The sequence below is a fragment of the Pelodictyon luteolum DSM 273 genome, assembly GCF_000012485.1.
Taxonomy (GTDB): Bacteria; Bacteroidota; Chlorobiia; order Chlorobiales; family Chlorobiaceae; genus Chlorobium; species Chlorobium luteolum.
Window position 1 is genome coordinate 1,652,672 of record NC_007512.1, and the last position, 22,228, is coordinate 1,674,899.

Annotated in this window: 21 protein-coding genes; 11 read left to right on the plus strand and 10 right to left on the minus strand. The window is 57.9% G+C overall.

Annotated elements, in window-relative coordinates:
* Positions 1-8 precede the first annotated feature (8 nt).
* On the minus strand, positions 9-1,499 hold the full coding sequence (gene trpE, locus PLUT_RS07605; protein WP_011358199.1) for an anthranilate synthase component I: 1,491 nt from the start codon (positions 1,497-1,499) through the stop codon (positions 9-11).
* Between the two features lie 142 nt (positions 1,500-1,641).
* On the opposite strand from trpE, the gene PLUT_RS07610 reads away from it, so the two are divergent.
* Positions 1,642-2,079 carry a hypothetical protein gene (locus PLUT_RS07610; protein WP_011358200.1) on the plus strand — a complete coding sequence of 146 codons (438 nt, stop codon included), beginning with the start codon at positions 1,642-1,644 and terminating at the stop codon, positions 2,077-2,079.
* On the opposite strand, the gene lepB is transcribed toward PLUT_RS07610, so the two are convergent.
* From lepB to def, 4 genes are all read right to left on the minus strand, one after another.
* Positions 2,073-2,879, minus strand: coding sequence for a signal peptidase I (gene lepB, locus PLUT_RS07615; RefSeq protein WP_011358201.1), 807 nt, complete (start codon positions 2,877-2,879; stop codon positions 2,073-2,075). The genes PLUT_RS07610 and lepB overlap by 7 nt on opposite strands.
* Positions 2,880-3,024: 145 nt before the next feature.
* Positions 3,025-4,842, minus strand: a complete 1,818-nt coding sequence (gene lepA, locus PLUT_RS07620) for a translation elongation factor 4 (protein WP_011358202.1) — start codon at positions 4,840-4,842, stop codon at positions 3,025-3,027.
* An 82-nt stretch (positions 4,843-4,924) separates the two neighbouring features.
* On the minus strand, positions 4,925-5,869 hold the full coding sequence (fmt, locus tag PLUT_RS07625) for a methionyl-tRNA formyltransferase (protein ID WP_011358203.1): 945 nt from the start codon (positions 5,867-5,869) through the stop codon (positions 4,925-4,927).
* Between the two features lie 58 nt (positions 5,870-5,927).
* Positions 5,928-6,500, minus strand: coding sequence for a peptide deformylase (gene def / locus PLUT_RS07630; protein WP_011358204.1), 573 nt, complete (start codon positions 6,498-6,500; stop codon positions 5,928-5,930).
* 237 nt (positions 6,501-6,737) lie between these two features.
* On the opposite strand from def, the gene PLUT_RS07635 reads away from it, so the two are divergent.
* Positions 6,738-7,244, plus strand: coding sequence for a Fur family transcriptional regulator (locus PLUT_RS07635; protein WP_011358205.1), 507 nt, complete (start codon positions 6,738-6,740; stop codon positions 7,242-7,244).
* A 28-nt stretch (positions 7,245-7,272) separates the two neighbouring features.
* Here the strand turns inward: PLUT_RS07635 and PLUT_RS07640 are convergent, their stop codons facing one another.
* On the minus strand, positions 7,273-9,456 hold the full coding sequence (locus PLUT_RS07640; RefSeq protein WP_011358206.1) for a cation:proton antiporter: 2,184 nt from the start codon (positions 9,454-9,456) through the stop codon (positions 7,273-7,275).
* 202 nt (positions 9,457-9,658) lie between these two features.
* Between PLUT_RS07640 and PLUT_RS07645 the strand changes: the two genes are divergently transcribed.
* The 6 genes from PLUT_RS07645 (at position 9,659) to PLUT_RS07670 (ending at position 14,838) form a co-directional block, all read left to right on the plus strand.
* Positions 9,659-9,985: a DMT family transporter gene (locus tag PLUT_RS07645; protein ID WP_011358207.1), complete on the plus strand. Its 327-nt coding sequence runs from the start codon at positions 9,659-9,661 to the stop codon at positions 9,983-9,985.
* On the plus strand, positions 9,975-11,081 hold the full coding sequence (proB, locus tag PLUT_RS07650; protein ID WP_011358208.1) for a glutamate 5-kinase: 1,107 nt from the start codon (positions 9,975-9,977) through the stop codon (positions 11,079-11,081). The genes PLUT_RS07645 and proB overlap by 11 nt, the downstream gene beginning before the upstream one ends.
* Before the next feature lie 37 nt (positions 11,082-11,118).
* Entirely contained in the window at positions 11,119-11,457 is a 339-nt protein-coding gene (locus PLUT_RS07655) for a zinc ribbon domain-containing protein YjdM (RefSeq protein WP_011358209.1), read from the plus strand.
* 49 nt (positions 11,458-11,506) lie between these two features.
* The gene (locus PLUT_RS07660; RefSeq protein ID WP_011358210.1) at positions 11,507-12,796 is read left to right on the plus strand and encodes a glutamate-5-semialdehyde dehydrogenase; all 1,290 of its coding nucleotides are present in this window, start codon (positions 11,507-11,509) and stop codon (positions 12,794-12,796) included.
* The gene (locus PLUT_RS07665) at positions 12,793-13,500 is read left to right on the plus strand and encodes an ABC transporter ATP-binding protein (RefSeq protein WP_011358211.1); all 708 of its coding nucleotides are present in this window, start codon (positions 12,793-12,795) and stop codon (positions 13,498-13,500) included. The genes PLUT_RS07660 and PLUT_RS07665 overlap by 4 nt, the downstream gene beginning before the upstream one ends.
* Positions 13,501-13,572: 72 nt before the next feature.
* On the plus strand, positions 13,573-14,838 hold the full coding sequence (locus PLUT_RS07670) for an MFS transporter (RefSeq protein ID WP_049752426.1): 1,266 nt from the start codon (positions 13,573-13,575) through the stop codon (positions 14,836-14,838).
* 22 nt (positions 14,839-14,860) lie between these two features.
* Here PLUT_RS07670 and PLUT_RS07675 read toward each other — a convergent pair whose 3' ends face one another.
* Both PLUT_RS07675 and PLUT_RS11560 read right to left on the minus strand, forming a co-directional pair.
* Entirely contained in the window at positions 14,861-15,973 is a 1,113-nt protein-coding gene (locus PLUT_RS07675; RefSeq protein WP_011358213.1) for a DegT/DnrJ/EryC1/StrS family aminotransferase, read from the minus strand.
* A gap of 101 nt (positions 15,974-16,074) precedes the next feature.
* Entirely contained in the window at positions 16,075-16,695 is a 621-nt protein-coding gene (locus tag PLUT_RS11560) for a pentapeptide repeat-containing protein (protein WP_011358214.1), read from the minus strand.
* Between the two features lie 251 nt (positions 16,696-16,946).
* On the opposite strand from PLUT_RS11560, the gene PLUT_RS07690 reads away from it, so the two are divergent.
* The 3 genes from PLUT_RS07690 to PLUT_RS07700 all read left to right on the plus strand — a co-directional run bounded on the left by PLUT_RS07690 (position 16,947) and on the right by PLUT_RS07700 (position 20,333).
* Positions 16,947-18,374: a UDP-N-acetylmuramate--L-alanine ligase gene (locus PLUT_RS07690; protein WP_041463867.1), complete on the plus strand. Its 1,428-nt coding sequence runs from the start codon at positions 16,947-16,949 to the stop codon at positions 18,372-18,374.
* A gap of 128 nt (positions 18,375-18,502) precedes the next feature.
* Entirely contained in the window at positions 18,503-19,507 is a 1,005-nt protein-coding gene (gene gap / locus PLUT_RS07695) for a type I glyceraldehyde-3-phosphate dehydrogenase (protein ID WP_011358216.1), read from the plus strand.
* Positions 19,508-19,682: 175 nt separating this feature from the next.
* Entirely contained in the window at positions 19,683-20,333 is a 651-nt protein-coding gene (locus PLUT_RS07700; RefSeq protein ID WP_011358217.1) for a flavodoxin domain-containing protein, read from the plus strand.
* A gap of 85 nt (positions 20,334-20,418) precedes the next feature.
* Here the strand turns inward: PLUT_RS07700 and dnaJ are convergent, their stop codons facing one another.
* Complete coding sequence (gene dnaJ / locus PLUT_RS07705) at positions 20,419-21,567, minus strand: molecular chaperone DnaJ (protein ID WP_011358218.1); 1,149 nt, start codon at positions 21,565-21,567, stop codon at positions 20,419-20,421.
* Between the two features lie 56 nt (positions 21,568-21,623).
* Complete coding sequence (locus PLUT_RS07710; protein ID WP_011358219.1) at positions 21,624-22,220, minus strand: nucleotide exchange factor GrpE; 597 nt, start codon at positions 22,218-22,220, stop codon at positions 21,624-21,626.
* Positions 22,221-22,228 lie beyond the last annotated feature (8 nt).

Below are 22,228 nucleotides of genomic sequence, written 5' to 3' on the forward strand. Positions count from 1 at the left end.
TGCAGTGGTTACATAGGTGACTCGAGACGCTCTACGGCAGTGAGACCCGCCTTCATCTTGTTCATGGTTTCCTGGTACTCGGACTCAGGCGTCGAGTCGGCGACGATGCCGCCGGCCGCCTGGAAATAGATGGTATCATCATGCACCACCATGGTGCGGATGGCGATGGCGGTCGTGAGGTTCCCCTTGAAATCCAGGTACCCGACAGCCCCGCCGTACAGACCGCGTTTCTCTTTTTCGAGTTCGTAGATGATCTCCATTGCGCGGACTTTCGGGGCGCCGGTGAGGGTCCCGGCGGGGAAGCACGACCAGAAGGCGTCCATGGTACCCAGTTCGTCCTGCAACTCACCGCGCACATTGCTGACGATATGCATCACATGGGAGTATTTCTCGATGATCATCTTCTCATTGGTCTCCACGGTCCCGATCTTGGCAATCCGGCCGATATCGTTCCGGCTGAGGTCGATCAGCATGAGGTGCTCGGCGCACTCCTTCTCGTCTTTGAGAAGTTCTTCAGCGATGCGGGCATCCTCCTCGTAGGTCGCTCCGCGGTGGCGGGTGCCGGCAATCGGCCGGGTATCGACGATCCTCCGGCCGGAGGCATCACACTCCACCTTCACCAGCAGTTCCGGCGAGGAGCCGACGATCTGGAAATCGTCGAGTTCGAAATAATAGAGGTAGGGTGAGGGGTTGACGGTGCGAAGCATCCGGTAGACGTCGAACGGCCGGGTGTTGAGGTGACGGCGCAGCCGCTGCGACACCTGTACCTGGAAGATGTCGCCCGCCATGATGTGCTCCTTGGCCACCGCGACTTTCCGGAGGTATTCGTCTTTTTCAGTGTTCGAAACCACCGGCTCCGGTTTTTCGGGCCTGAAGGCGATCTCATCGCGCTCGAGCGGACGGAAAATCCGCTCTACAATCACTTCGATCTTTCCCTCCGCCGCCGACCGGTCCGTTTCGTCGAGATGATTGGAAACGATGAAGAGCCGGCGCATGATGTTGTCGAAAACGACAAGGGTGTCGCAGAAAAGGAGGCATACGTCCGGCATGCCGGCAGGATCAGGTTCCGCCGCTTTCGGGATCCTCTCGACAAGATGCATCGCATCGTAGCCGAAATAGCCGAATACACCGGAAGTGATCATCTGTGCTGAGCCGTTCTTCCGCCCCGGAATGCTTTCGGTATCGAACGCATCGAGGCACCGGTCGATCATCTGACGGAGGCCGGTTTCAGGAGCAGCGGCATCCAGCAGGCCGCTGAAACGTTGGTCGAGAACCTCCACTCCGGCCGGCCCGTCGACGGAACCGCGAAGGATGGCAACTGGATCGAGCGCGATATAGGAAAATCGTGCAAGCCGCTCTTCGCCCTCGACCGACTCAAGCAGACAGGTGTTGGGGCCCTGGAGCTTCATGTATACGGAAACCGGAGTTTCGGTGTCGGCATGGATTTCCCGGACCAGCGGTTTGAGAAAATATGGGGCACGCCCTCGGGTATCTGGCATAGATCAAAGAATGAGCGGTGGGCCTTGGAAAGAGCCCGATTGAGAAAATTTTCGTATCATTGAATCGAACTGGACAATAAGAAAGAACGACCGCAGGCACCGTCCTGAAACATTACCGGGATCCGGAATACAGAGAGAGAACATGGCCTCCCGCCCTCCCAACCCGCACGCCCTCAGACACTGGTTCAAAGCGCTCGCACTCTCACCGGGTGTCCTGTTCAGCGCAACCTACCTGCTGCTGCATCTTGGTGCCGCAATCTACCTCAACACGGCCTTCATTTCCGACCTCAGGGCACTGGTTCTGCAGCAGACGAACCGGCAGATGGAACTCACCGTGAGTTCCCTCACTGCGGGACCTTCTCTGAACTCCATCACCCTCAAGCGTATCGGGCTTCATCCCGCCGACGGCAACAGCCAGGCACGGCCGCAAGCAATCCTCAGCATGGCGTTCCCCTGCCCGGATCTCGGCCGGCTGGTCTTCAGCGGCCCGATGCGTGAGGCAAGACAGAGAGCGGTCTGCGACAGTATTCTCACCTACTGCGCTCCCCCGCCCCAACGTTCCGGCGGCCCGGCTCAGTGAATGACGAGCCCCGCCCGCTGCCATCTTATTGAGGCCAGTTTCTCAACCGGATCGGTCAGCAGCGAAAGATTGGGATTCCAGGACCAGTAGACAAGCAGTGCGCGCCCGAGGATGTCCTTTGATGGGACAAACCCCCAGAAACGGCTGTCGAGACTGTTGTCGCGGTTGTCGCCCATGGCGAAATAGTAGTCGTCCCCGATGGTGTATGACGAAGCCGGAACGCCGTCAATAAAGACTGTGCCGCTGTGTATCCCGACCGAATGTCCCTCATCGGAGATCAGCCAGGCGTACATCGGCAGCGTCTGTTCGTTAAGGGTAATGACATCGCCCTTTCCGGGGATTCTGACCGGTCCGTAATTGTCTTTGTTGAAACCCGAAAATCGCGGGAAAATCATCGAATCGCTCTCTCCAGGCTGCATCTCAATGCCGATGAACTGTCCGTCAGGGGGAAGAGCAGCCTCACTGCCGTTGACATACAGGTGTCTGTTGCGGATTTCGAGGGTGTCACCGCTTGTTGCCACGCACCGCTTGATGTAGTTGAGTGAACGGTCATGGGGATACTTGAACACAAAGATATCGCCACGTGACACGCCCTCGACACGGGGAAGCTGGAGATCGGTGAAGGGTACCCTGGCTCCGTAAATGAACTTGTTCACGAAAATGAAGTCGCCCGCCATGAGGGTTTTTTCCATCGAACCGGTAGGGATCCGGTAGGACTCGACGACAAACACCCGCAGAAGGGAAGCAAATATCGCGGCAATGATGAGCGCTTCCATCCACTCTCTCGAATGCTTTTTCATGCGGCTGTTCTCTGCTGTATTCAAGTGGCTTATTGGGTTACGATTGCTGAAATGCGGAGTAATGACACACCGATTTTTTGACGTTTTTTTCGGGACGATCCTGCGTCATACCGCTCTTTTTCATCCCTCGATCTATCGTTCCGGCTTATTCGTCGATGTTGAGGATCGCAAGGAACGCCTCCTGGGGCACTTCGACACGTCCGACCTGCTTCATGCGCTTCTTGCCCTCTTTCTGCTTCTCGAGAAGCTTGCGTTTGCGGCTGATGTCACCGCCGTAACACTTGGCAAGCACGTTCTTGCGCATCGCTGAAATCGTTTCGCGAGAAATGATCCGGCTGCCGATGGCCGCCTGGATGGCAACCTCGTACATCTGCTTCGGAATGATGCCCTTCAGCTTTCCGCAGAGCTTGCGACCCCAGTCGTAGGCTTTCGAGCGGTGCACGATGATGGAAAGGGCGTCGACCGGCTCGGCGTTGAGCAGGACATCGAGCTTCACAAGGTCCGACTCGCGGTACCCGATATACTCGTAATCCATCGACGCGTAGCCTTTCGAGATCGACTTCAGCCGGTCATGGAAATCAAACACGATTTCGGCCAGGGGGAACTCGAAGTGCATGTTGACGCGCTGGGTGTCGAGATAGTCGGTGTTCCGGTACTCGCCCCGGCGCTCCATGCCGAGCTTCATGATGTTGCCGATATAGTCCGCGAGCGTGATGATCTGCATGCTGACATAAGGCTCCTCCACATGAGCAATGCGCGTTGTATCGGGCATTTTCGACGGGTTGTCGACAATGACAGTCTCACCGTTCGTCATAATCACCCGGTACTCCACATTCGGCACCGTGGTGATGATGTTCATGTCATATTCACGCTCGAGCCGCTCCTGGATGATCTCCATATGAAGCAGGCCGAGGAATCCGCAGCGGAACCCGAAGCCGAGAGCTACGGAGGTTTCCGGGGTATAGACGAGCGAAGCGTCGTTCAGGGAGAGCTTTTCGAGCGACTCCCTGAGATCCTCAAACTCATTCGAGTTTACAGGATAAAGGCCGCTGAACACCATCGGCTTCACATCCTTGTAACCCGCAAGCCGTTTTTCGGCAGGCACTTCCGCGTGGGTAACCGTGTCGCCCACCTTGGCGTCCTTCACATCCTTGATGGAGCATATCAGATAACCGACGTCACCCGCCTCAAGCACCTCTTTGGGCTGACGTTTGAGGGCCATGGTACCGATCTCGTCGGCAAGGAAGATCTTGTCGTTGGCGAAGAAGCGGACCTTCTCGCCGCGACGAAGCACGCCGTCAACAATACGGAGGTAGACCACCGCGCCGCGGTAAGGATCGAACACGGAGTCGAAAATGAGAGCGCGGAGGGGCTGCTTCCTGTTGTCAGCCGGAGCGGGAACGCGGGCGATGATGGCCTCCATCAGCTCGGCCACGCCGAGCCCTGCCTTCGCCGACACCTGCAGGATCTCCTCACGCTCGATGCCGATGAGATCAATGATCTGGCGGGCGACGCCCTCGACATCGGACGAGGGAAGATCAATCTTGTTGATGACCGGTATGATCTCGAGCCCTGCCTCGATGGCAAGATACAGGTTCGCGATGGTCTGCGCCTCGACGCCCTGGGTAGCATCGACGACAAGCAGCGCGCCTTCGCAGGCGGCAAGGGAACGCGAGACCTCATAGCTGAAATCAACGTGACCCGGGGTATCGATGAGGTTGAGGGTATAGTCATCCCCCGCCACCGAGCAGTACTTCATCTGCACGGCATGGCTCTTGATGGTAATGCCCCGTTCGCGTTCGAGGTCCATGTCATCAAGCACCTGAGCCGAATCCATCTGTGTGCGGTCAAGGGTATGGGTCATCTCCAGCAGGCGGTCGGCCAGAGTGGACTTGCCATGATCAATGTGGGCTATGATGCAGAAGTTCCTGATGCGGCTGACTTCCGGACTGGACGGGGCCATATAAAAAACGGTTTATTCTCTGTTGTATTGCAAGGTGCAAAATATACTCAAAATAACGGTGATTGCGACATCAGCAGGACCCTCAAACAAGCTGCGGTTCCGTCACCTCCGGACGGAACCCCCGGACGAACTCCGGTGCCTCCATCGGTCGCTTGCCCTCAAGCTGCAGGAGAAGCAGTTCGATCCAGCCATCAGTGCCGCGGGCATAGAGCCTGCCATCGTCGATGAGAAGGGAGCCGGGAGCGCACGGAGAAGACGGCGACATCTGGGGCGCCGCGGCGGAGCGGAAGATCTTCACGCTTTTTCCCCCAAGGGTGGTCCAGGCAGCAGGGCGCATGGAGAGGCCTCTGATGAAGTTGTGGAGATCGGCGGCGCTCCGGTTCCAGTCGATTCTGGTGTTCTGCCTCGTCAGCTTCGGAGCCTTCGACGCCATTGATTCATCCTGAAGGGAGACATCGGCACGCCCTTCCGCTATCAGGCGGAGGGTTGCCAGGACAGCCTCAGCACCGATGAAAGAGAGCCTCAGGGCAAGTTCGGTGGCGTTCTCATCGCTCCCGACCGGGGTGCTGCGCTTCAGGATGATGTTTCCGGTATCGACCTGCTGCTGGAGGAAAAAAGTCGTGACTCCGCTCTCCCTATCCCCCTGCATCAGTGCATGGTTGATGGGAGCGGCTCCCCGGTATGCCGGAAGCAGCGAAGCGTGAAGGTTGAACGAGCCGAGGCGAGCTGCCCCGTAGACGGCCGGAGGGAGGATCCGGAACGCCGCAACAACGATCACATCGGGACGGAGCTCCTGCACCGTTGAGGCAAAAGCAGGATCCTTCACGTCCTCAACTTCAAGGACCCGAAGCCCGAGCTCCAGAGCCGCCTGCTTCACCGGGGTCGGTTCCGGCGCCGAATTCCTGCTGCGGCGCGGGCGGTCGGGACCGGTAACGACCATCACAACCTCAAATCCCGGGCCGGCACCGGCAACCGCCCTGAGCGAAGGAACGGCGAATTCGGGGGTACCCATAAACAGTATCCGCATGGCAAAGAGCTTTCTTTTCAATGAGTTGCAATGGCCGGGTCATGGCCGGCAGGCATAGTCACATGCAGGCCGGACCCTCCCCGCCCCGGGAACACTCCCGGGCTATGGGGTAGTCGGCAGGAACCAGCCCGGCAGCGATATCGTCGAGTTCCTGCTGGATCCGGCGACGGTCCCGCTTCTCCATCCTGTCAACGAAAAGCGTGCCGTTGAGATGGTCTATCTCATGCTGCAGTACCCGGGCAAGCATACCGGAAAACTCCTCAGTATGTTCCTGGAAGTTCCGGTCCCGGTATTTCAGGGTAATTTCAGACGGGCGAAGCACATCGCCCTGCACGCCGGGAACACTGAGGCACCCCTCCTCCATCAGGTTCTTTCCGCGCACAGCAAGGACGTTGGGGTTGATGACCACCATCGGCGGCACATCCTCATAAGACTTCATGCAGGAAACATCCAGCACGAGAAGCCGGATGGAACAGCCGACCTGCGGGGCGGCAAGGCCGATGCCCGAAGCGTTTTCCATGGACTCGAACATAGAATCGATAAGAGACGAGATGTCAGCGTCGACGCCTTTCAGCGGCTTTGCCTTCTGGTGAAGGACTTCATCGGAGTATGTATTGATCGGCAGAATCATGGGAGCAACAATTCAATCTTTACTGGGACAGCGGCAAAAAACATCCACACGCCGTTTCCGCTCTCTCTGTGTTTGAACCAACCTCCGGAACGTCCGTAAAGTTGCCCCGGAAGAGGCGGTACGCTGCTGTGTGAGGGGAAAATAACAATATCCTGCAATTTTCCCCGATCCCCTCCCCGCGCACCTCCGGGCCGGGGCTCAGCGATTCTTGTTTTTAGTTTGTATATTTAACCACATATGGCAGACACCGACGACAATAAACGGCAGCCGAAGGCGGCAACCCGCCAGGCAGAGACACTGTTCCGCTCGTATATGAAAGCAGAGGGGATGCGTTGCACGACGGAGCGCATCGCGGTTCTTCGTGAAGTGTACGGTTCGGGAACACATCTCGATGCCGATGAAATATACCGGCGTATGAAGGACCGGGGCATCGCCATATCGCGTGCAACCGTCTATCATACCCTCGACCTCCTGTTCCGGGTCCACCTCGTGGCCAAAATTGACCTCGGACACAAGCATACCCACTACGAACAGTCGCACGGCGTGGCAAACCACCTGCATGTGGTCTGTGAACAGTGCGGACTCGTCGTTGAAATCGCAAGCGCTGAACTTGGAGGCCTGCTTGAGCGGCTCTGCCGCGAGCAGGGATTCCAGCTTGGGAGCTTCAGTCTCCAGGTGTTCGGAAAATGCATGGATGATGCCGCAGGCAAAACCTGCCGGCGCCGCAGGAAAGCCGAAAAATAGCCGCCCGGCCTGCCCCCCCCCTACAGCCTCACTCTTTTTTCTTCGTGACCACGCCCGGCAGGTGGATCCGTCGGTACGCCCCGCCAAAGAGCCTGCCGAAGCGCTCAAGGGTATCGAGGCCTTTCTGCAGGGCATTTTCAGGAACCGGCGCCTCTTCGGCCTCGCTCTGGACGGGCCAGAGCAGGATAAAGCTGTTTTTCTGGAAGTACTTGCCGAGATGCGTGGGAATTTTTGCCATTCCCGGATGGTAGGAGCGTCCGTGCTTCCGGCTCATCACAATGATGAGGCTGTCGTCGATCTTCACCTCACCGGACAATGCGAGGAAGTCGTTCCAGTCCCTGAACTGCCGGTACTCGGCATTTGAGACTGCCGAACCCCAGCCCTCTTTCAGTACGGAAATGGTCTGGCGCGTTGAATAGACCACAAGGCGGACTCCCGTGTTTTTGACGAGGCTTGCGATCTTGCCGATCCAGAGCCTGAAACCTGCCTCGTACTCCGCACCCGCCGGCACGATGAGGATGGTGCGTTTTATAGTGTCCAGCGACTGCACGGGGCGGTAGATATAGGTCGTGACATTGCCGCGCTTGAGAAGGGTTTCGGAGGCCTCCCCGAGGAAACTGTCGCTGAGCCCGCCTCTCTTCTGGTGCAGGCCGAGAATGAGGTCGGTGATCTTGTGCTCACGGATGACACCCGATATGCCGTTGGTGATGTCGCTGTCGAAACGCAGCAGCTGGTTCAGAGCGTTATCGGTTGAGGATGCAGCAACCGCGGCTTTCTCCAGAATCTTCCGCCCGCTCTTTTCAGCAGCTTCATCACTGACGCTGTCGTCGGCGACATGGAGTGCGTAGAGGCTGCCGGGGCTTTTTGGCGACTTCAGGGTAACGCTGAGATTGATGAGCTCGTCGACCTGGTCGGGCCGGCTGAGGGGAATGAGAATCCGCTCTTCGGTCGCTGAAGAAGAGGACTCAACTGGTTTTTCCTCAACTTCGGCCGCTGCTGCCACCCTCACGGCAGCCTTCTCTCCGACGATGGAAGCGATGGTACATGTCACCAGGATGAAGACAATGGTACCATCAAGGATACTTTCGTCGAGGAGACGCACCGGCGAGCCGTCAACGGCGTACCCGGTAACGATGCCGTAGCCTATGAGAACCGTTGCAAGGGCAACTGCGGCATGCGCGCCGATAAGTCCGTAAACGAGGTTGCGCTGGTCGTTGCTCAGACGGAAGAATTTCTGGGTAAGAAAGGCCGAAAGGTATTTGGCCGAAGCGGCGGCGACGATGATGACGATGGCGACCCAAATGCTCCGGAAGTCACTGAAAAAGCCCCGGATGTTGATGAGCATACCGACCCCGATCAGGAAAAACGGGATGAAAATCGCGTTGCCGACGAACCGGATGCGGTTCATGAGGGGCGAAGTATGGGGAATCAGGCGGTTCAGGGCCAGCCCCGCGAAAAAGGCGCCGATGATGGGCTCGACACCGGCCGCCTGGGCAAGAAAGCCCGCCATGAATACCAGAGCCAGAACGAAGAGGTACTGCAGGACGCTGTCATCGAAGCGCTTGAAAAACCATCGTGCAATGACGGGAAAAGCCAGCAGTACGACAAGGGAAAAGAAACTGAGGGAGATGAGCAGCCGGATCCAGAACGCGCTTGACAGAGAGCCGGACGACATGCCGGTCACGACGGCAAGGAGAAGCAGGGCCAGGGTGTCGGTGATGATGGTTCCGCCGACGGCGATATTGACCGCGCGGTCCCTGGAAATGCCGATCCGGCTGACCGTCGGGTAGAGAATGAGGGTGTGGGAGGCCAGAATGCTCCCGATCAGGGTGGCGGAGAGCACCGAGAGCCCGAGCAGCCATACACCAGCCATAATGCCGAAGCTGAGTGCGATGAAAAAGGTGTACAGCCCGAAAAAGATGCTGTTGCGGGTATTTTTGCGGAAATCGACGACATCGATTTCAAGGCCCGCCATGAACATGATGTAAAGCAGGCCCACGGTACCGAACAGCACGATGCTGCTGTCGCGGAGCATAAGGTTGAAACCGTGCGGGCCGACGACGGCGCCGGCTATGATAAGGCTGATGAGGCTCGGAATCTTGAGGCGGCTGAGAAGCAGCGGAGCGAACAGGATGATGAGCAGTATCAGCGAGTACTGGAGCACGGGATTGCGCAGGGGCAGCGACATGTCAATGGTTCCCGTCAGGAGCATCGTCCGTACGTCGAAAGGTTCATACAACTCATATACCAAAACTAATAGGATCCGGCCGTTTCCTGTGGGGAAATATGCACATCTTTTCCCTAGCCGGCAAACCGGAAGGCACTCTGGAAAACACGCTCCGCCTCCTCGTGAGAGTTTGTATATTGAGCGCGGAAACAATCATCGGACGTTGAAACCTCCTCACCACTGAACCATGCACTGGATAGCACTATTCATGGCCATTGCCACTGAAGTGGCAGGCACGACATGCCTCAAGTTTTCCGACGGCTTCACAAAGCTGGTACCATCTGTTTTTGTCTTTATTTTTTACACCCTGAGTTTTACCTTGCTTGGACAGGCCCTGAAAGTACTTCCGATTGGCATGTCCTATGCCATTTGGGCGGGACTGGGAACGGCATTGGTCTCAATGATTGGCGTCATATGGTTTGCCGAAGCCATCAACCCCGTCAAAATCATCTCTCTCGGGCTTATCATCATCGGCGTGGCAGGCCTGCACCTCTCCCAGCAACATGCAGTATAACAGTGACATGAACCAGGCTCATCGGGTCTACAGAAAAATCGTCGTCAAGGTCGGCACCAACGTCATCACAGGCAAGGACGGGCGTCTTGATCCTGCAATCATCGCCGATCTCACCCGGGGGATTGCTGAACTCGCCTCCGCCGGAGTGAAGGTTATCCTCGTTTCGTCGGGCGCCGTGGGGGCCGGCAGGAGCATCGTCAAGCCATCCGGAAGCATGACGACGGTGGAAGCCCGCCAGGTTCTGGCCGCAACCGGCCAGATCCGCCTTGTCAACGCTTACGCCGACCGCTTCGCAGAGCACGACATGCTTGCCGCACAGATCCTTGTCACCAGGGAGGACTTCCGCGACCGCCAGCACTACCTCAACATGCGTACCTGTCTGAATGCCCTGCTCCAGCAGAAAATCATCCCCATCGTCAACGAAAACGACGCTGTCGCAGTCACCGAGCTGATGTTCACCGACAATGACGAACTGTCGGGCCTGATCGCCTCGATGATGCAGGTCGATGCCCATATCATCCTCTCCAACGTCGACGGGCTCTTCGACATGACGGGTGAAGAGAAAAAGCTCATCCGGGAAATCGAGCCTGCATCGAAAAACTTCAGCCAGTTCGTCCGGCCGACCAAGTCGGAGTTCGGGCGCGGTGGCATGCTCACCAAATGCAACATCGCCAACAAGCTGTCGCGCCTCGGCATCACCGTGCACATCGCCAACGGCACCACCCCCGGCATCCTGCAGCAGATTGCCGGCGGCGAAGAGGTCGGCACCCGCTTCCCCGCCCAGAAGCCCAAGCACGGTCGCAAACAGTGGATTGCCCACAGCGAAGGGCTTGAAAAAGGGGCCGTAATCATCAACGAAGGAGCTCAAAGCGCACTCACCTCCGGGGAACGGGCCAGCAGCCTTCTTCCCGTTGGCGTCACCGGAGTGGAAGGCTCTTTCTCAAAAGGAGATGTCATCAGGATATGCTCTGAAAACGGCAAGGTCATCGGCTACGGCATGGCCTGCTGCAGCGACGAAAAAGCCCGCGCCGCCATGGGCAAGAAGGGCGAAAAACCGATAATCCATTACGATTACCTCTACATCAAGCCCGAGTAACAACGACCATCGAATCACCATAACACACCCTATTACCATGAGCAACCTCCCGAACTGTCCGAAATGCAACTCCGAATACACCTATGAGGTCGGAGCCCTTCTCGTCTGCCCCGAATGCGCTCATGAATGGACCCGCACGGGGGATGCGGCGACAGAAGCGACCCGTGTGTGGAAGGATGCGAACGGCACGATCCTGCAGGATGGCGACACCGTGACCGTCATCAAGGACCTGAAAGTGAAAGGCGCTTCCGCACCGATCAAAGGGGGCACGAAGGTGAAGAACATCCGCCTCGTCGAAGGCGACCATGACATCGACTGCAGAATCGACGGATTCGGGGCGATGCAGCTGAAATCGGAATTCGTGAAAAAAGCCTGAACGCCGGGGACCCGGACATCGTTAGCAAGAGTTGATCCAGCCATGCAGTATGAACCCCAGTAAGGAAACCGGACACATGACCCTCTCCGACACCATCATGGAGCAGCTTGAGGCGGTTCGGCAGGCAAGCCGCAATATCGTCACCCTCAGCGACCAGAACATCAACAAGGTCCTGGAGGACCTTGCCGGCCGCATCACCTCGAGCGCCCAGGCCATCCTCGAAGCGAACCGGAAGGATCTTGAAAAAATGGAGCGCTCGAACCCGATGTACGACCGGCTGCTTCTTGATGAAAAACGCCTCGAGGGAATCGCAGCCGACATGAGGAACGTCGCCTCGCTCCCCTCCCCGCTCGACATCACCCTTGAGGAACGCACTCTTTCGAGCGGCCTCAGCCTCCGTAAGGCATCGGTGCCGATCGGGGTCATCGGCATCATCTATGAAGCACGGCCCAACGTCACCTTCGATGTCTTCGCACTCTGCCTGAAATCCGGCAACGCCACCGTACTCAAAGGCGGCAGTGATGCTGACCACTCAAACCGGGCCATAGCGGAGCTCATCCATACTGTCCTGCAGGACCACGGCATCAGCCCCGACATCCTCTACCTCCTGCCCTCAGAGCGGGAAGCGGCAACCATCATGATGGAAGCAGTCGGCAAAATCGACATGATCATCCCCCGCGGCAGCCAGCAGCTGATTGACCATGTCCGCAACACGGCCAAGGTCCCGGTAATAGAAACAGGGGCCGGCATCGTGCACACCTATGTGGACCGAGACGCCGACATGGAAATGGCCAAAGCCATCGTCCTGAACGCAAAGACAAGGCGCCCGAGCGTCTGCAATGCCCTCGACACCCTCATCATCCACAGCGACCGCCTCGGAGATCTCGCAGAACTCTGCCGGCCGCTAAGCGAGCATCAGGTCATCATCTTTGCCGACAAACGATCCTACCTCGAGCTTCTCCCCTCCTACCCGGCAACACTGCTTAAGCATGCCGAACCTGAACATTACGGAACAGAGTTCCTCTCGCTGAAGATGTCGGTAAAAACCGTCGATACCCTTGATGAGGCGCTGAGCCATATCGCGACCTACAGCTCGCGCCACAGCGAAGCCCTCATCACCCGGGACAACGCGGTAAAAGCGGAGTTTTTCAAGCGGGTCGACGCAGCGGTGGTCTACCACAACGCCTCAACCGCATTCACCGACGGAGCCCAGTTCGGGCTCGGTGCCGAAATCGGCATCAGCACCCAGAAACTCCACGCCAGGGGACCCATGGCCCTCAAGGAGCTCACCACCTACAAGTGGATGATCGAGGGTGATGGACAGACCAGGCCCCTATGAGCATGCTCTTCGAAGCCAGAGGCATCACGAAATCCTACGCACTGCCGGGCCGCCCGCCCCTGCCGATCCTCCGCGAAGCCGACCTTTCGGCGGCGGAAGGTGAGATGGTCACCATCATCGGAGCCTCGGGAAGCGGCAAGACGACGCTCCTCAACATGCTCGGCACACTCGACACGCCCGATGGCGGAAGCATCTTTTTTGAGGGGGAACCGCTCTTTCAGGACGGAAGGTACCGCATGACGAAAAAGGAGCTGGCGCGGTTCCGCAACCGGAGGATCGGGTTCATATTCCAGTTCCACCACCTTCTTTCCGACTTCACTGCCCAGGAAAACGTAGCTATGGCTGAGTTCATCGCCACGGGCAGGCTGCAGCCGGCAAAAGAGCGCGCCGCCCTGCTCCTTCAGGAACTCGGGCTCTCCGGGCGTCTCAACCATCTTCCCTCGGAGCTTTCGGGTGGAGAACAGCAGCGGGTCGCCATCGCCCGTGCACTCATGAACCAGCCGAAACTGGTGCTGGCCGACGAGCCGAGCGGAAACCTCGACAGCGAAAACAGCCAGCGCCTGTACGAACTGATGGCTGCCCTCTCGAAAGAACGCCGGACCTCGTTCATCATCGTCACCCATAATGAAACTTACGCCGGCATGTCAGACCGCTGCCTCCGGATGCAGGACGGCCGGCTTCAGCTCTGTACACCGCTGCAATAACCCCTGAACCAAGTGCACACCACCACTCCGAACGAAAAGAAAATCGGGCCGGTCATCCTTGCGCCCGAAGTCATGCCGAAAAACGCATGGACCTTCCTCTACGCCGCCTTTGTCTCTATCGGGCTCGTGACCTTCGTCTCGATCGGCCAGGCCTATATCCTCAACGAGCATCTCCACATCCCCATCGACCAGCAGGGTACCATCAGCGGCAACCTGGTTTTCTGGACGGAGGTCGTCGCCCTGCTCTTCTTCGTGCCGGCAGGGGTCGTGATGGACCGCATCGGCAGAAAACCGGTCTACATCGCCGGCATGCTGCTGCTCGCCATCTCGTACTCCCTCTACCCTTACTCCACAACCATTGCAGCCCTGACACTCAGCCGCGTCATTTACGCGCTCGGCATCGTCGCCGTCACGGCAGGCCTTGCCACAATCATGGTCGACTACCCGGCAGAACGCTCCCGCGGCAAGCTCATCGCCGTGACCGGATTCCTCAACGGGCTCGGCATCGTCACCCTCAACCAGTTTTTCGGCGGCATGCCTGAAAAGCTCATAGCCCGGGGATTCACCGGCATCGAGGCCGGCACAATTGCCCACCTTTCAATCGCCGCCCTCGCTCTTGTAACCGCGCTGGTGCTGGCATTCGGCCTGAAGGGCGGAACGCCGGTCCGCAAAGAGGAGCGGCCGCCCCTCAAAGCCCTTCTGAGGAGCGGTGTGGCGCACGCAAAGAACCCGCGCATCCTGCTCTCCTACGGTGCGGCGTTCGTCGCGCGCGGCGACCAGTCGATCATCGGCACGTTCCTTCCGCTCTGGGGAATTACGGCCGGCATCGCCATGGGCATGGCGCCGGCCGAAGCCGTCAGGAAAGGAACCCTCATCTTCATCATATCCCAAGCCGCCGCTCTCCTCTGGGCACCCGTCATCGGTCCCCTCATCGACCGTTGGAACCGTGTCACCGCACTCACTGTATGCATGGGGCTCGCCACCCTCGGCTACCTTTCGCTCGTCTTCATCGACAATCCGCATGACGGATTCTCGATCATCTTCTTCGTCCTGCTCGGCATCGGCCAGATCAGCTCCTTCCTCGGCGCACAGTCACTCATCGGCCAGGAGGCGCCGAGGGCGGAGCGGGGATCGGTGATCGGGATGTTCAATATCAGCGGTGCGGTTGGCATCCTCATCATCACCACCATCGGGGGAAGGATGTTTGACATGTTCAGCCCGAAGGCCCCGTTCCTCGTGGTCGGAGCCATCAACATGCTGGTGATGCTGGGGGGAATCTACGTACGGCTGAAAGCCCCCGGTAGAGTACCTGCCCGGGAGGAAGGACAGGCAGCCTGACCGGAGGCCGGAGGGGAGGGGTTCAGGCAAGAAGAACGGAACAGACCTGCTCTATCTCCTCTTCTTTCAGGTAGGGGTGCATCGGCAGAGAGAAGACCCGTGAGGCCATATCCTCGGTAACAGGGAAATCGCCCGCTTTGTAGCCAAGGTCGCCGTAGGCCTCCTGCAGGTGCAGGGGGATCTTGTAATAGATGACCGAAGGAATGCCCTCTTTCTGGAGGGCTCCCATCAGCTTTTCACGATCGGAGCTGTCCCGGGCGAGCACCGAGTACTGCGCCCAGGCGGAACGGTACCCGTCCGGGACCACAGGCACCTTCAGTCTGCCACCGAGGCTGCTGCTGTAAGCCTTGGCTACACGGTCTCGGAGCATCAGTTCCTCGTCAAAAATCTCCAGTTTCTCAAGCAGTACAGCCGCCTGCATTGAATCAAGCCGTCCATTCAGGCCGATGCGCACATTGCTGTACTTGTCGACGCCGCCTCCGTGCACCCGCACCGACACCATGAGCGCTGCGAGTTCGTCGTTGTCGGTGAAGATCGCACCGCCATCCCCCCAGCAGCCGAGCGGCTTGGCCGGAAAAAACGAGGTCGCACCGACAAGGCCGAAACTTCCGGCTTTTTTGCCGCCCTGCGCTCCGCCGAACCCCTGGCAGGCATCCTCGAGGATCCAGAGCCCGAGCCGCAGGGCTTCGGCCTCGAGCCGCGTGTAGTCGGCAGCGAGGCCGAAAAGGTCGACAGGAATGAGCGCTTTGGGTTCCAGACCCCGGGCCCGGGCTTCCAGCACCCCTTTCTCAAGCAGAGCAGGATCGATATTGAATGTATCGGGGTCGATGTCGACAAACACTGGCGTCGCTCCAGTGAGGCTCACTACTTCGGCCGTCGCCACGAACGTGAAGGGTGTCGTCAGCACCGCATCGCCGGGGCCGATCCCTTTGGCCATGAGGGCAATGAGGAGCGCGTCGGTACCCGAAGAGCATGAAAGGCAGTGCTTCGTACCTGCATAGGCCGCCAGCTTCGACTCAAGCTCAGCCACTTCGGGCCCCATGATGAACTGGGCACGGTCTACGATGGACTCGAGACGGGCCATCACGGCCCCGCGGATCCGGTCTTTCTGGGTAACAAGGTCGATGAATTGCATGGCAAAGTAGGGTTGAGCGGTTGATTTCTTTAAAAACTGTTGCTCAAAGTACGGATTCCCCGCATTCTTCCCCACCGAAAAAAAGCCGGCCCGGGAGGCCGTCACTCTATGCGGATGCCATAGCCCTCAAGGAGACCTGTGAGTTCCGGCAGGCAAAAGCGGGCCTTGCCGATCCGGTTGAGATCCGGACGGAAGGAGTAGTTGCGGGCCGTACGGAAATCAGCTTTTTCAAGGTTCGTGTGCATGAAGGCAGCCCGCTGGAGATCGCAGTCGGCGAACACCGCTCCCCGGAGATCTGCGTCGCTGAAGTCGGTCTCATAAAGCTCGCACCCCTCGAAACGGGTGCCGCGGATATCAAGCCCGGCAAAGGAGGCGAGGCGCAGCATAGAGGCCTCGAACGAAAACGAAAGCAATACCTTTCGGCACCGGGCGAACTGCACGCCCTCCAGACGGCATCCCTGGAACACCGTGTCCTGAAAGCTCGTGCCATCCACCTCCATGAGGCTGCAGTCGCAGTTCCTGAATACGCACTCCCGGAACGTCATTGAAGATGTCATGGAGGAGGTCATTGAAGATGTCATTGAGGACGCCATGGTGGAAAGGGTTGTAGCCCGGAACACGCACCCCACAAATGAACATCCGTCATACACCCCGGCAGAAAGAGGCGAATCGCGGAAATCCGCGCCTTCATAGATTTGTTCTTCAACGATATCGTCCGGCATAGCTCTACAGGGAATAAGGATTGCGGGGGAAGTGCTTGCCGCAGCGCCCCTCCGGAAAAGCCCTACAGAGCAATCATACGCATACGCTCTTCGTGAAACAAGACTCTGCACTTTTCACCCTCTTCCGCTCTATCCGGCATCTTTTTCAGGCACGCCATTTTTTGATTTTTCGTATATATCACCAACAGGTCCCTTACGGCAGCATGAAGCGGTTTCAGGGGACTCCTCACCCTATACGGCACCAGCAGCATATGAGCTCCATCTACTTCATCGGCATCGGCGGAACGGCAATGGCATCGGTAGCGGTTGCACTCTCCCGCATCGGTCACGCAGTCACGGGATCCGACACGGGGCTCTACCCGCCCATGAGCACCTACCTTGAAGAACACAACATCCGCTATTTCAACGGCTTCAACCCCGAGAACCTGAAACAGGTGATGCCGGACATGGTTGTGGTCGGCAATGCGGTAAGCCGGGGCAACGAAGAACTCGAATATGCCCTGAACGAAAGAATGGAGTTGGTGGCGATGCCCGATCTTGTCCGCCGGGAGCTGATCGGCCGCAACACGTCAATCGTCGTCGCCGGAACCCACGGCAAAACCACGACCACGTCCATCATCGCCTGGCTGCTCGAATCCGGTGGACTGAAACCGGGGTTCCTCGTCGGCGGCATCCCGGAAAACTTCGGGATCGGATGCCGGCCGTCGGGACGCAGCGAAGCAGGGTTCTTTGTCAGCGAGGGAGACGAGTACGACACCGCCTTTTTCGACAAGCGAAGCAAGTTCCTGCTCTACCGCCCCGACATCGCCCTTATAAATAACGTCGAATTCGACCACGCCGACATTTTCAATTCACTCGAGGAGATCAAGCGGAGCTTCCGGCTGCTCGTCAACCTCATCCCCTCAAAAGGGGCGCTCATCGTCAACGGCGACGACCCCGTCGCAATGGAGGTAGCCGCGGGAGCACGGTGCAGGCTGGAGACGTTCGGGCTCACGGAAGGCTGCGACTGGATGGCCGGGAACATAGACGTCGGAGAGGAGGGCTCCACATTCGACGTGTATTATAAAGGGAGCCTTTTGCAGCGCTTCCACGCCCCCCTGTTCGGAAACTACAACATAACGAACACCGTGGCCTCCATCGCCGTCGCCACCCTTGCCGGAATGACGCTTGAACAGGTAGAAGAAGGGCTGCCTGGCTTTCTCCGCCCGAAACGCAGAATGGAAACCATCGGTACGTTCGAGGGCAACATCACCCTCGTCGAGGATTTCGCCCACCACCCTACGGCCATCAGGGTCACGCTTGAAGCCATCAGGGAACGCTGGCCCCGGAGGCGCATCCTCACCTGCTTCGAGCCGCGCTCGAACACGACCACCCGCAACATCTTCCAAGATGAGCTGGCCGCCTGCTTCGGGCCGGCCGAGGTTGTGGTGATGGGAAAGGTGCACCGCCCTGAGCGTTACGGCCCCGGGGGAAGCCTTGATACCGGGAAGCTCAAGGAAGCACTGGAAAGAGAGGGCAAAACCGTTTTCCTCGCCGGAGCGGACCCCGATGACTACCCCGGCGACATCGTCCGCTTTCTCCATGAAAACCTGCAGCCAAACGATGTCGTGCTCATGCTCACGAATGGAAGTTTCGCGGGACTGAAGTCAGCATTCACAGAAAGTTTTCAAAAAAAATGAGGATCGGCTGAATATTTAGACAATGAAAGTATATCTTCATTCATATTTTTTGCATTGAAAAAAATTGCTCACTGCATCAGGTATTCACTCATACAGCCCATAACCAATCACCCCACAGGACAGACATCATGACTAAAGTGAAAGTCGGCATCAACGGATTCGGACGCATCGGGCGTCTGGTTTTCCGCCAGGCCATGGACAATCCGAAATTCGAAATCGTTGCCATCAACGACCTGTGCGACACCAAAACCCTCGCACACCTCCTGAAATACGATTCGACCCACAAGAAATTCAACGGTGAAATAACCGTCGAGGGCAACAACCTCGTCATCAACGGCAAGACCATCACCATCACCGCAGAGCGCGATCCCCTGAACCTCCCCTGGAAGGCTCTCGGCTGCGACCTCGTCGTCGAATCCACCGGCATCTTCACCTCTCGTGAAGCCGCATACAAGCACATCACCGCCGGCGCGAAGAAGGTCATCATCTCCGCTCCCGCAAAGGACAAAATCGACGCAACCATCGTGCTCGGTGTCAATGGCGACCTGATCACCGGCAGCGAAGAGATCATCTCGAACGCAAGCTGCACCACCAACTGCCTCGCCCCGATGGTTAAGGTGCTTGAGGACAGCTTCGGCATCGAGAAAGGGTTCATGACCACCATCCATGCCTACACCAACGACCAGAACATCCTCGATCTTCCGCATAAGGACCTTCGCCGCGCCCGCTCTGCAGCCGTGTCGATGATCCCGACAAGCACCGGTGCCGCCAAGGCAATCGGCGAAGTCATCCCGGAACTCGCAGGCAAGCTTGACGGTTTTGCTGTCAGGGTTCCCGTGCCGGACGGCTCCATGACCGACCTTACCGCCATCCTGATGAAGCCTGCCACCAAGGAAGAGATCAACGCCGCGATGAAAGTCGCCGCTGATGGTCCGATGAAAGGCTACCTCGAATACTGCACCGACCCGATCGTCTCTCAGGACATCGTCGGCAACCCGCACTCCTGCGTCTTCGACTCGCTCCTCACCATGAGCGCAGGCACGATGGTCAAGGTTGTCGGCTGGTACGACAACGAACTCGGCTACTCCACCAGGGTCACCGACCTCCTGGAGATCTACTCGAACTTCGTTTGAGCCAGTCCATCCATACGAACATGAAAAAGGCGCCTACACCGGCGCCTTTTTCATTTATGATCTCCCACCCTGCAGTAGTCTGCCAACGGGGGTGATTAGTGATTTAGGGGGTAATGTATTATAATTCCGGTACAACAATACACCGCACATTCAGCTGAAACCATCCTTTTCTCTTATGACGCAACAGAACGCCGCGCCGATGAAGGCCATCATCCTTTACGACAGCAAGACTGCGGGAGGATCGACCGACCGGCTCATTGACTCCATCGGTCTGGAACTGGCCAGAACCGGTGCCTATGTCGAAAAGGCAAAGTGCAAGGCACAGGCAGACTACAGCTTCATCCAGGAGTTCGACGTGGTCATCATGGGAGCGCCGATCTACTATCTCCTGGTCTCCTCGCAGCTGCTCGGCGCCCTCGTGCAGAGCAACCTGAAGAAAAACCTGAAGCGCAAAAAGATAGCGCTCTTTCTCACCTGCGGAAGCCCCGAACCGATGGCTACGCTGCTCTATATGCCCCAGCTGAAAATTCATCTGGTGCCGAACAAGATCCTCACCGAAAAAATCTTCTCTCCGCAGCAGCTTTCGGACCCTGCCGTGATCAAAGAGTTTGTCGACGAGCTGACCGAGGCGTACAGAAAAGCCACACGAAAGCGAAACACGTCGATGCACTGGAGCGATGAGGCCAGAGAAGAACTGAACGGGCTGCCCTCGTTCCTTCGCGGACGCATCAAAACCGGGGTAGAAGAATATGCCGAAGAGATGGGCTACAGCACCATCACCCCGGCAGTCCTCAATGAAGCGAAAGCTGACCTTGGCGGCATGTAAGAAATCACTGCCGGATCACCACAATGCAGGAAAGGCCGGATGATCCGGCCTTTCCTGCGTTTAAGTGCATCATCCCGGGAAACGTTCAGCCGAAGATGTCGCGAGCTTTTTCAAAGAAGCTCTTCGCTCCCCCTGCACTGTGAGCCTCGGGTGCGATCGAGGGTGATTTGCGCAGGTCGCGGAGAAGATCCTTATCCTGTTGGGTAAGCTCTTTGGGCACATACACATTGACCCTCACATACTGGTCGCCCTTGCCCGAGCCCCGGAGATGGCCGATGCCATGACCCGGAATGCGGAGCATGGTTTCAGGCTGGGTGCCGGCGGGGATGGTAAGCTTTACGGCGCCCTCCAGAGTCGGGACATCGACCTTCGTGCCAAGCACGAGATCGGGGAAGCTGACGGCAAGGCTGTAGATGACATCATCGCCGTTGCGTACGAAGAGCTCATGCGGCTTCTCCTCGATCATCACGATCAAGTCGCCCGGAGCTCCGCCCCGCGGTCCGGAATTACCCTGTCCGCGGAGGGTGAGGTAGTTGCCCTCCTGCACACCGGCAGGCACATTCACCTTCACCGTCACCTCACCCTGCTTTATGCCCTCACCGTAGCATGACGGGCAGCGGTCCTTGACGATCCGACCCTCGCCGCCGCAGGTCGGGCAGGCTGCGATGTTGACAAACTGGCCGAACATGGTCTTTGAGGCCTGACGGACTTCTCCGGCACCGTGGCAGGTGGGACAGGTCTCTGTGGCTCCGGTTTTTGAACCCGAACCGTTGCACTCCTTGCAGGGCACCTGCTTTTTGATCTTGATTGTCTTCTCAACGCCCTTGGCAATCTCTTCGAGCGTGAGCTTCAAACGGATCTTCAGATCAACACCCGGAATCCCCGATGCAGCACGCCTGCGCTGTGAACCGCCACCACCACCACCGAACATGTCGTTGAATGCACTGAAAATATCGCTGAAATCCGCTCCGCCGCCATACTGGCCGCCACCGCCGCCCGATGCTGCCGAAGAACCGACGCCGGCATGGCCGAACTGGTCGTAACGACGTCTCTTGTCATCGTTGCTCAGTACTTCATATGCCTCGTTGACCTCCTTGAAATGATCCTCGGCGTCCTTGTTGTCTGGATTTTTGTCGGGGTGGTATTTCAGGGCCAGTTTCCGATAGGCCTTCTTTATTTCATCCTTGTCTGCCGAGCGGCTTACGCCAAGGACCTCATAGTAGTCTCTTTTCATCTCAATACCTGGAAAATTATGTCTCGATTCATTGCTCTCTGTCTGCCCAAATCCCGTTACCGGGCCACGATGACCTTCGCATGGCGCAGTACCCTGTCACCAAGGAGATAGCCTGTCTGATACTGTTCGACGATAGTCTCCGGTTCGGCATCGGGATGCTCGATCTGGGAAATGGCTTCGTGGAAATCAACATCGAGCTTCATTCCGATCGCTTCAATCGGCTTCACCCCTTTCGACTCGAGCCAGCGGTCAAGGTTTTTCTTCAACAGCTCCACGCCGTCAATATAGGGCTTGGCCGCAGCCGGGATCTCTTCGGGTTCGGGGACATTGGCAAGCACCCGCTCAACATCGTCGACAAGTGTGAGCAGGTCGCGCAGGACGTTGTCCGTCGCCCGCTGGGAAGCCATGACGGCCTCGCGCTCTTTCTGCTTGCGGAAATTCTCGAACTCGGCCGCACGGCGAAGGAGTTCATCGCGGAACTTCCCGTTCTGCTCTTTTTCTGCCTGCACCTCTCTTTCAAGCCCGGCAATCCTCGATTCCGGCGTTTCAACTGCCGCCGACTGGTCCGCCGCAGCAGTGCCTGCCTGTCCTTCGGTGTGCTCCTGTATCGTTCCTTCCCTGTCCTGCAATGGGTCTTCTGCTTTTTTCATCATTGAATCGA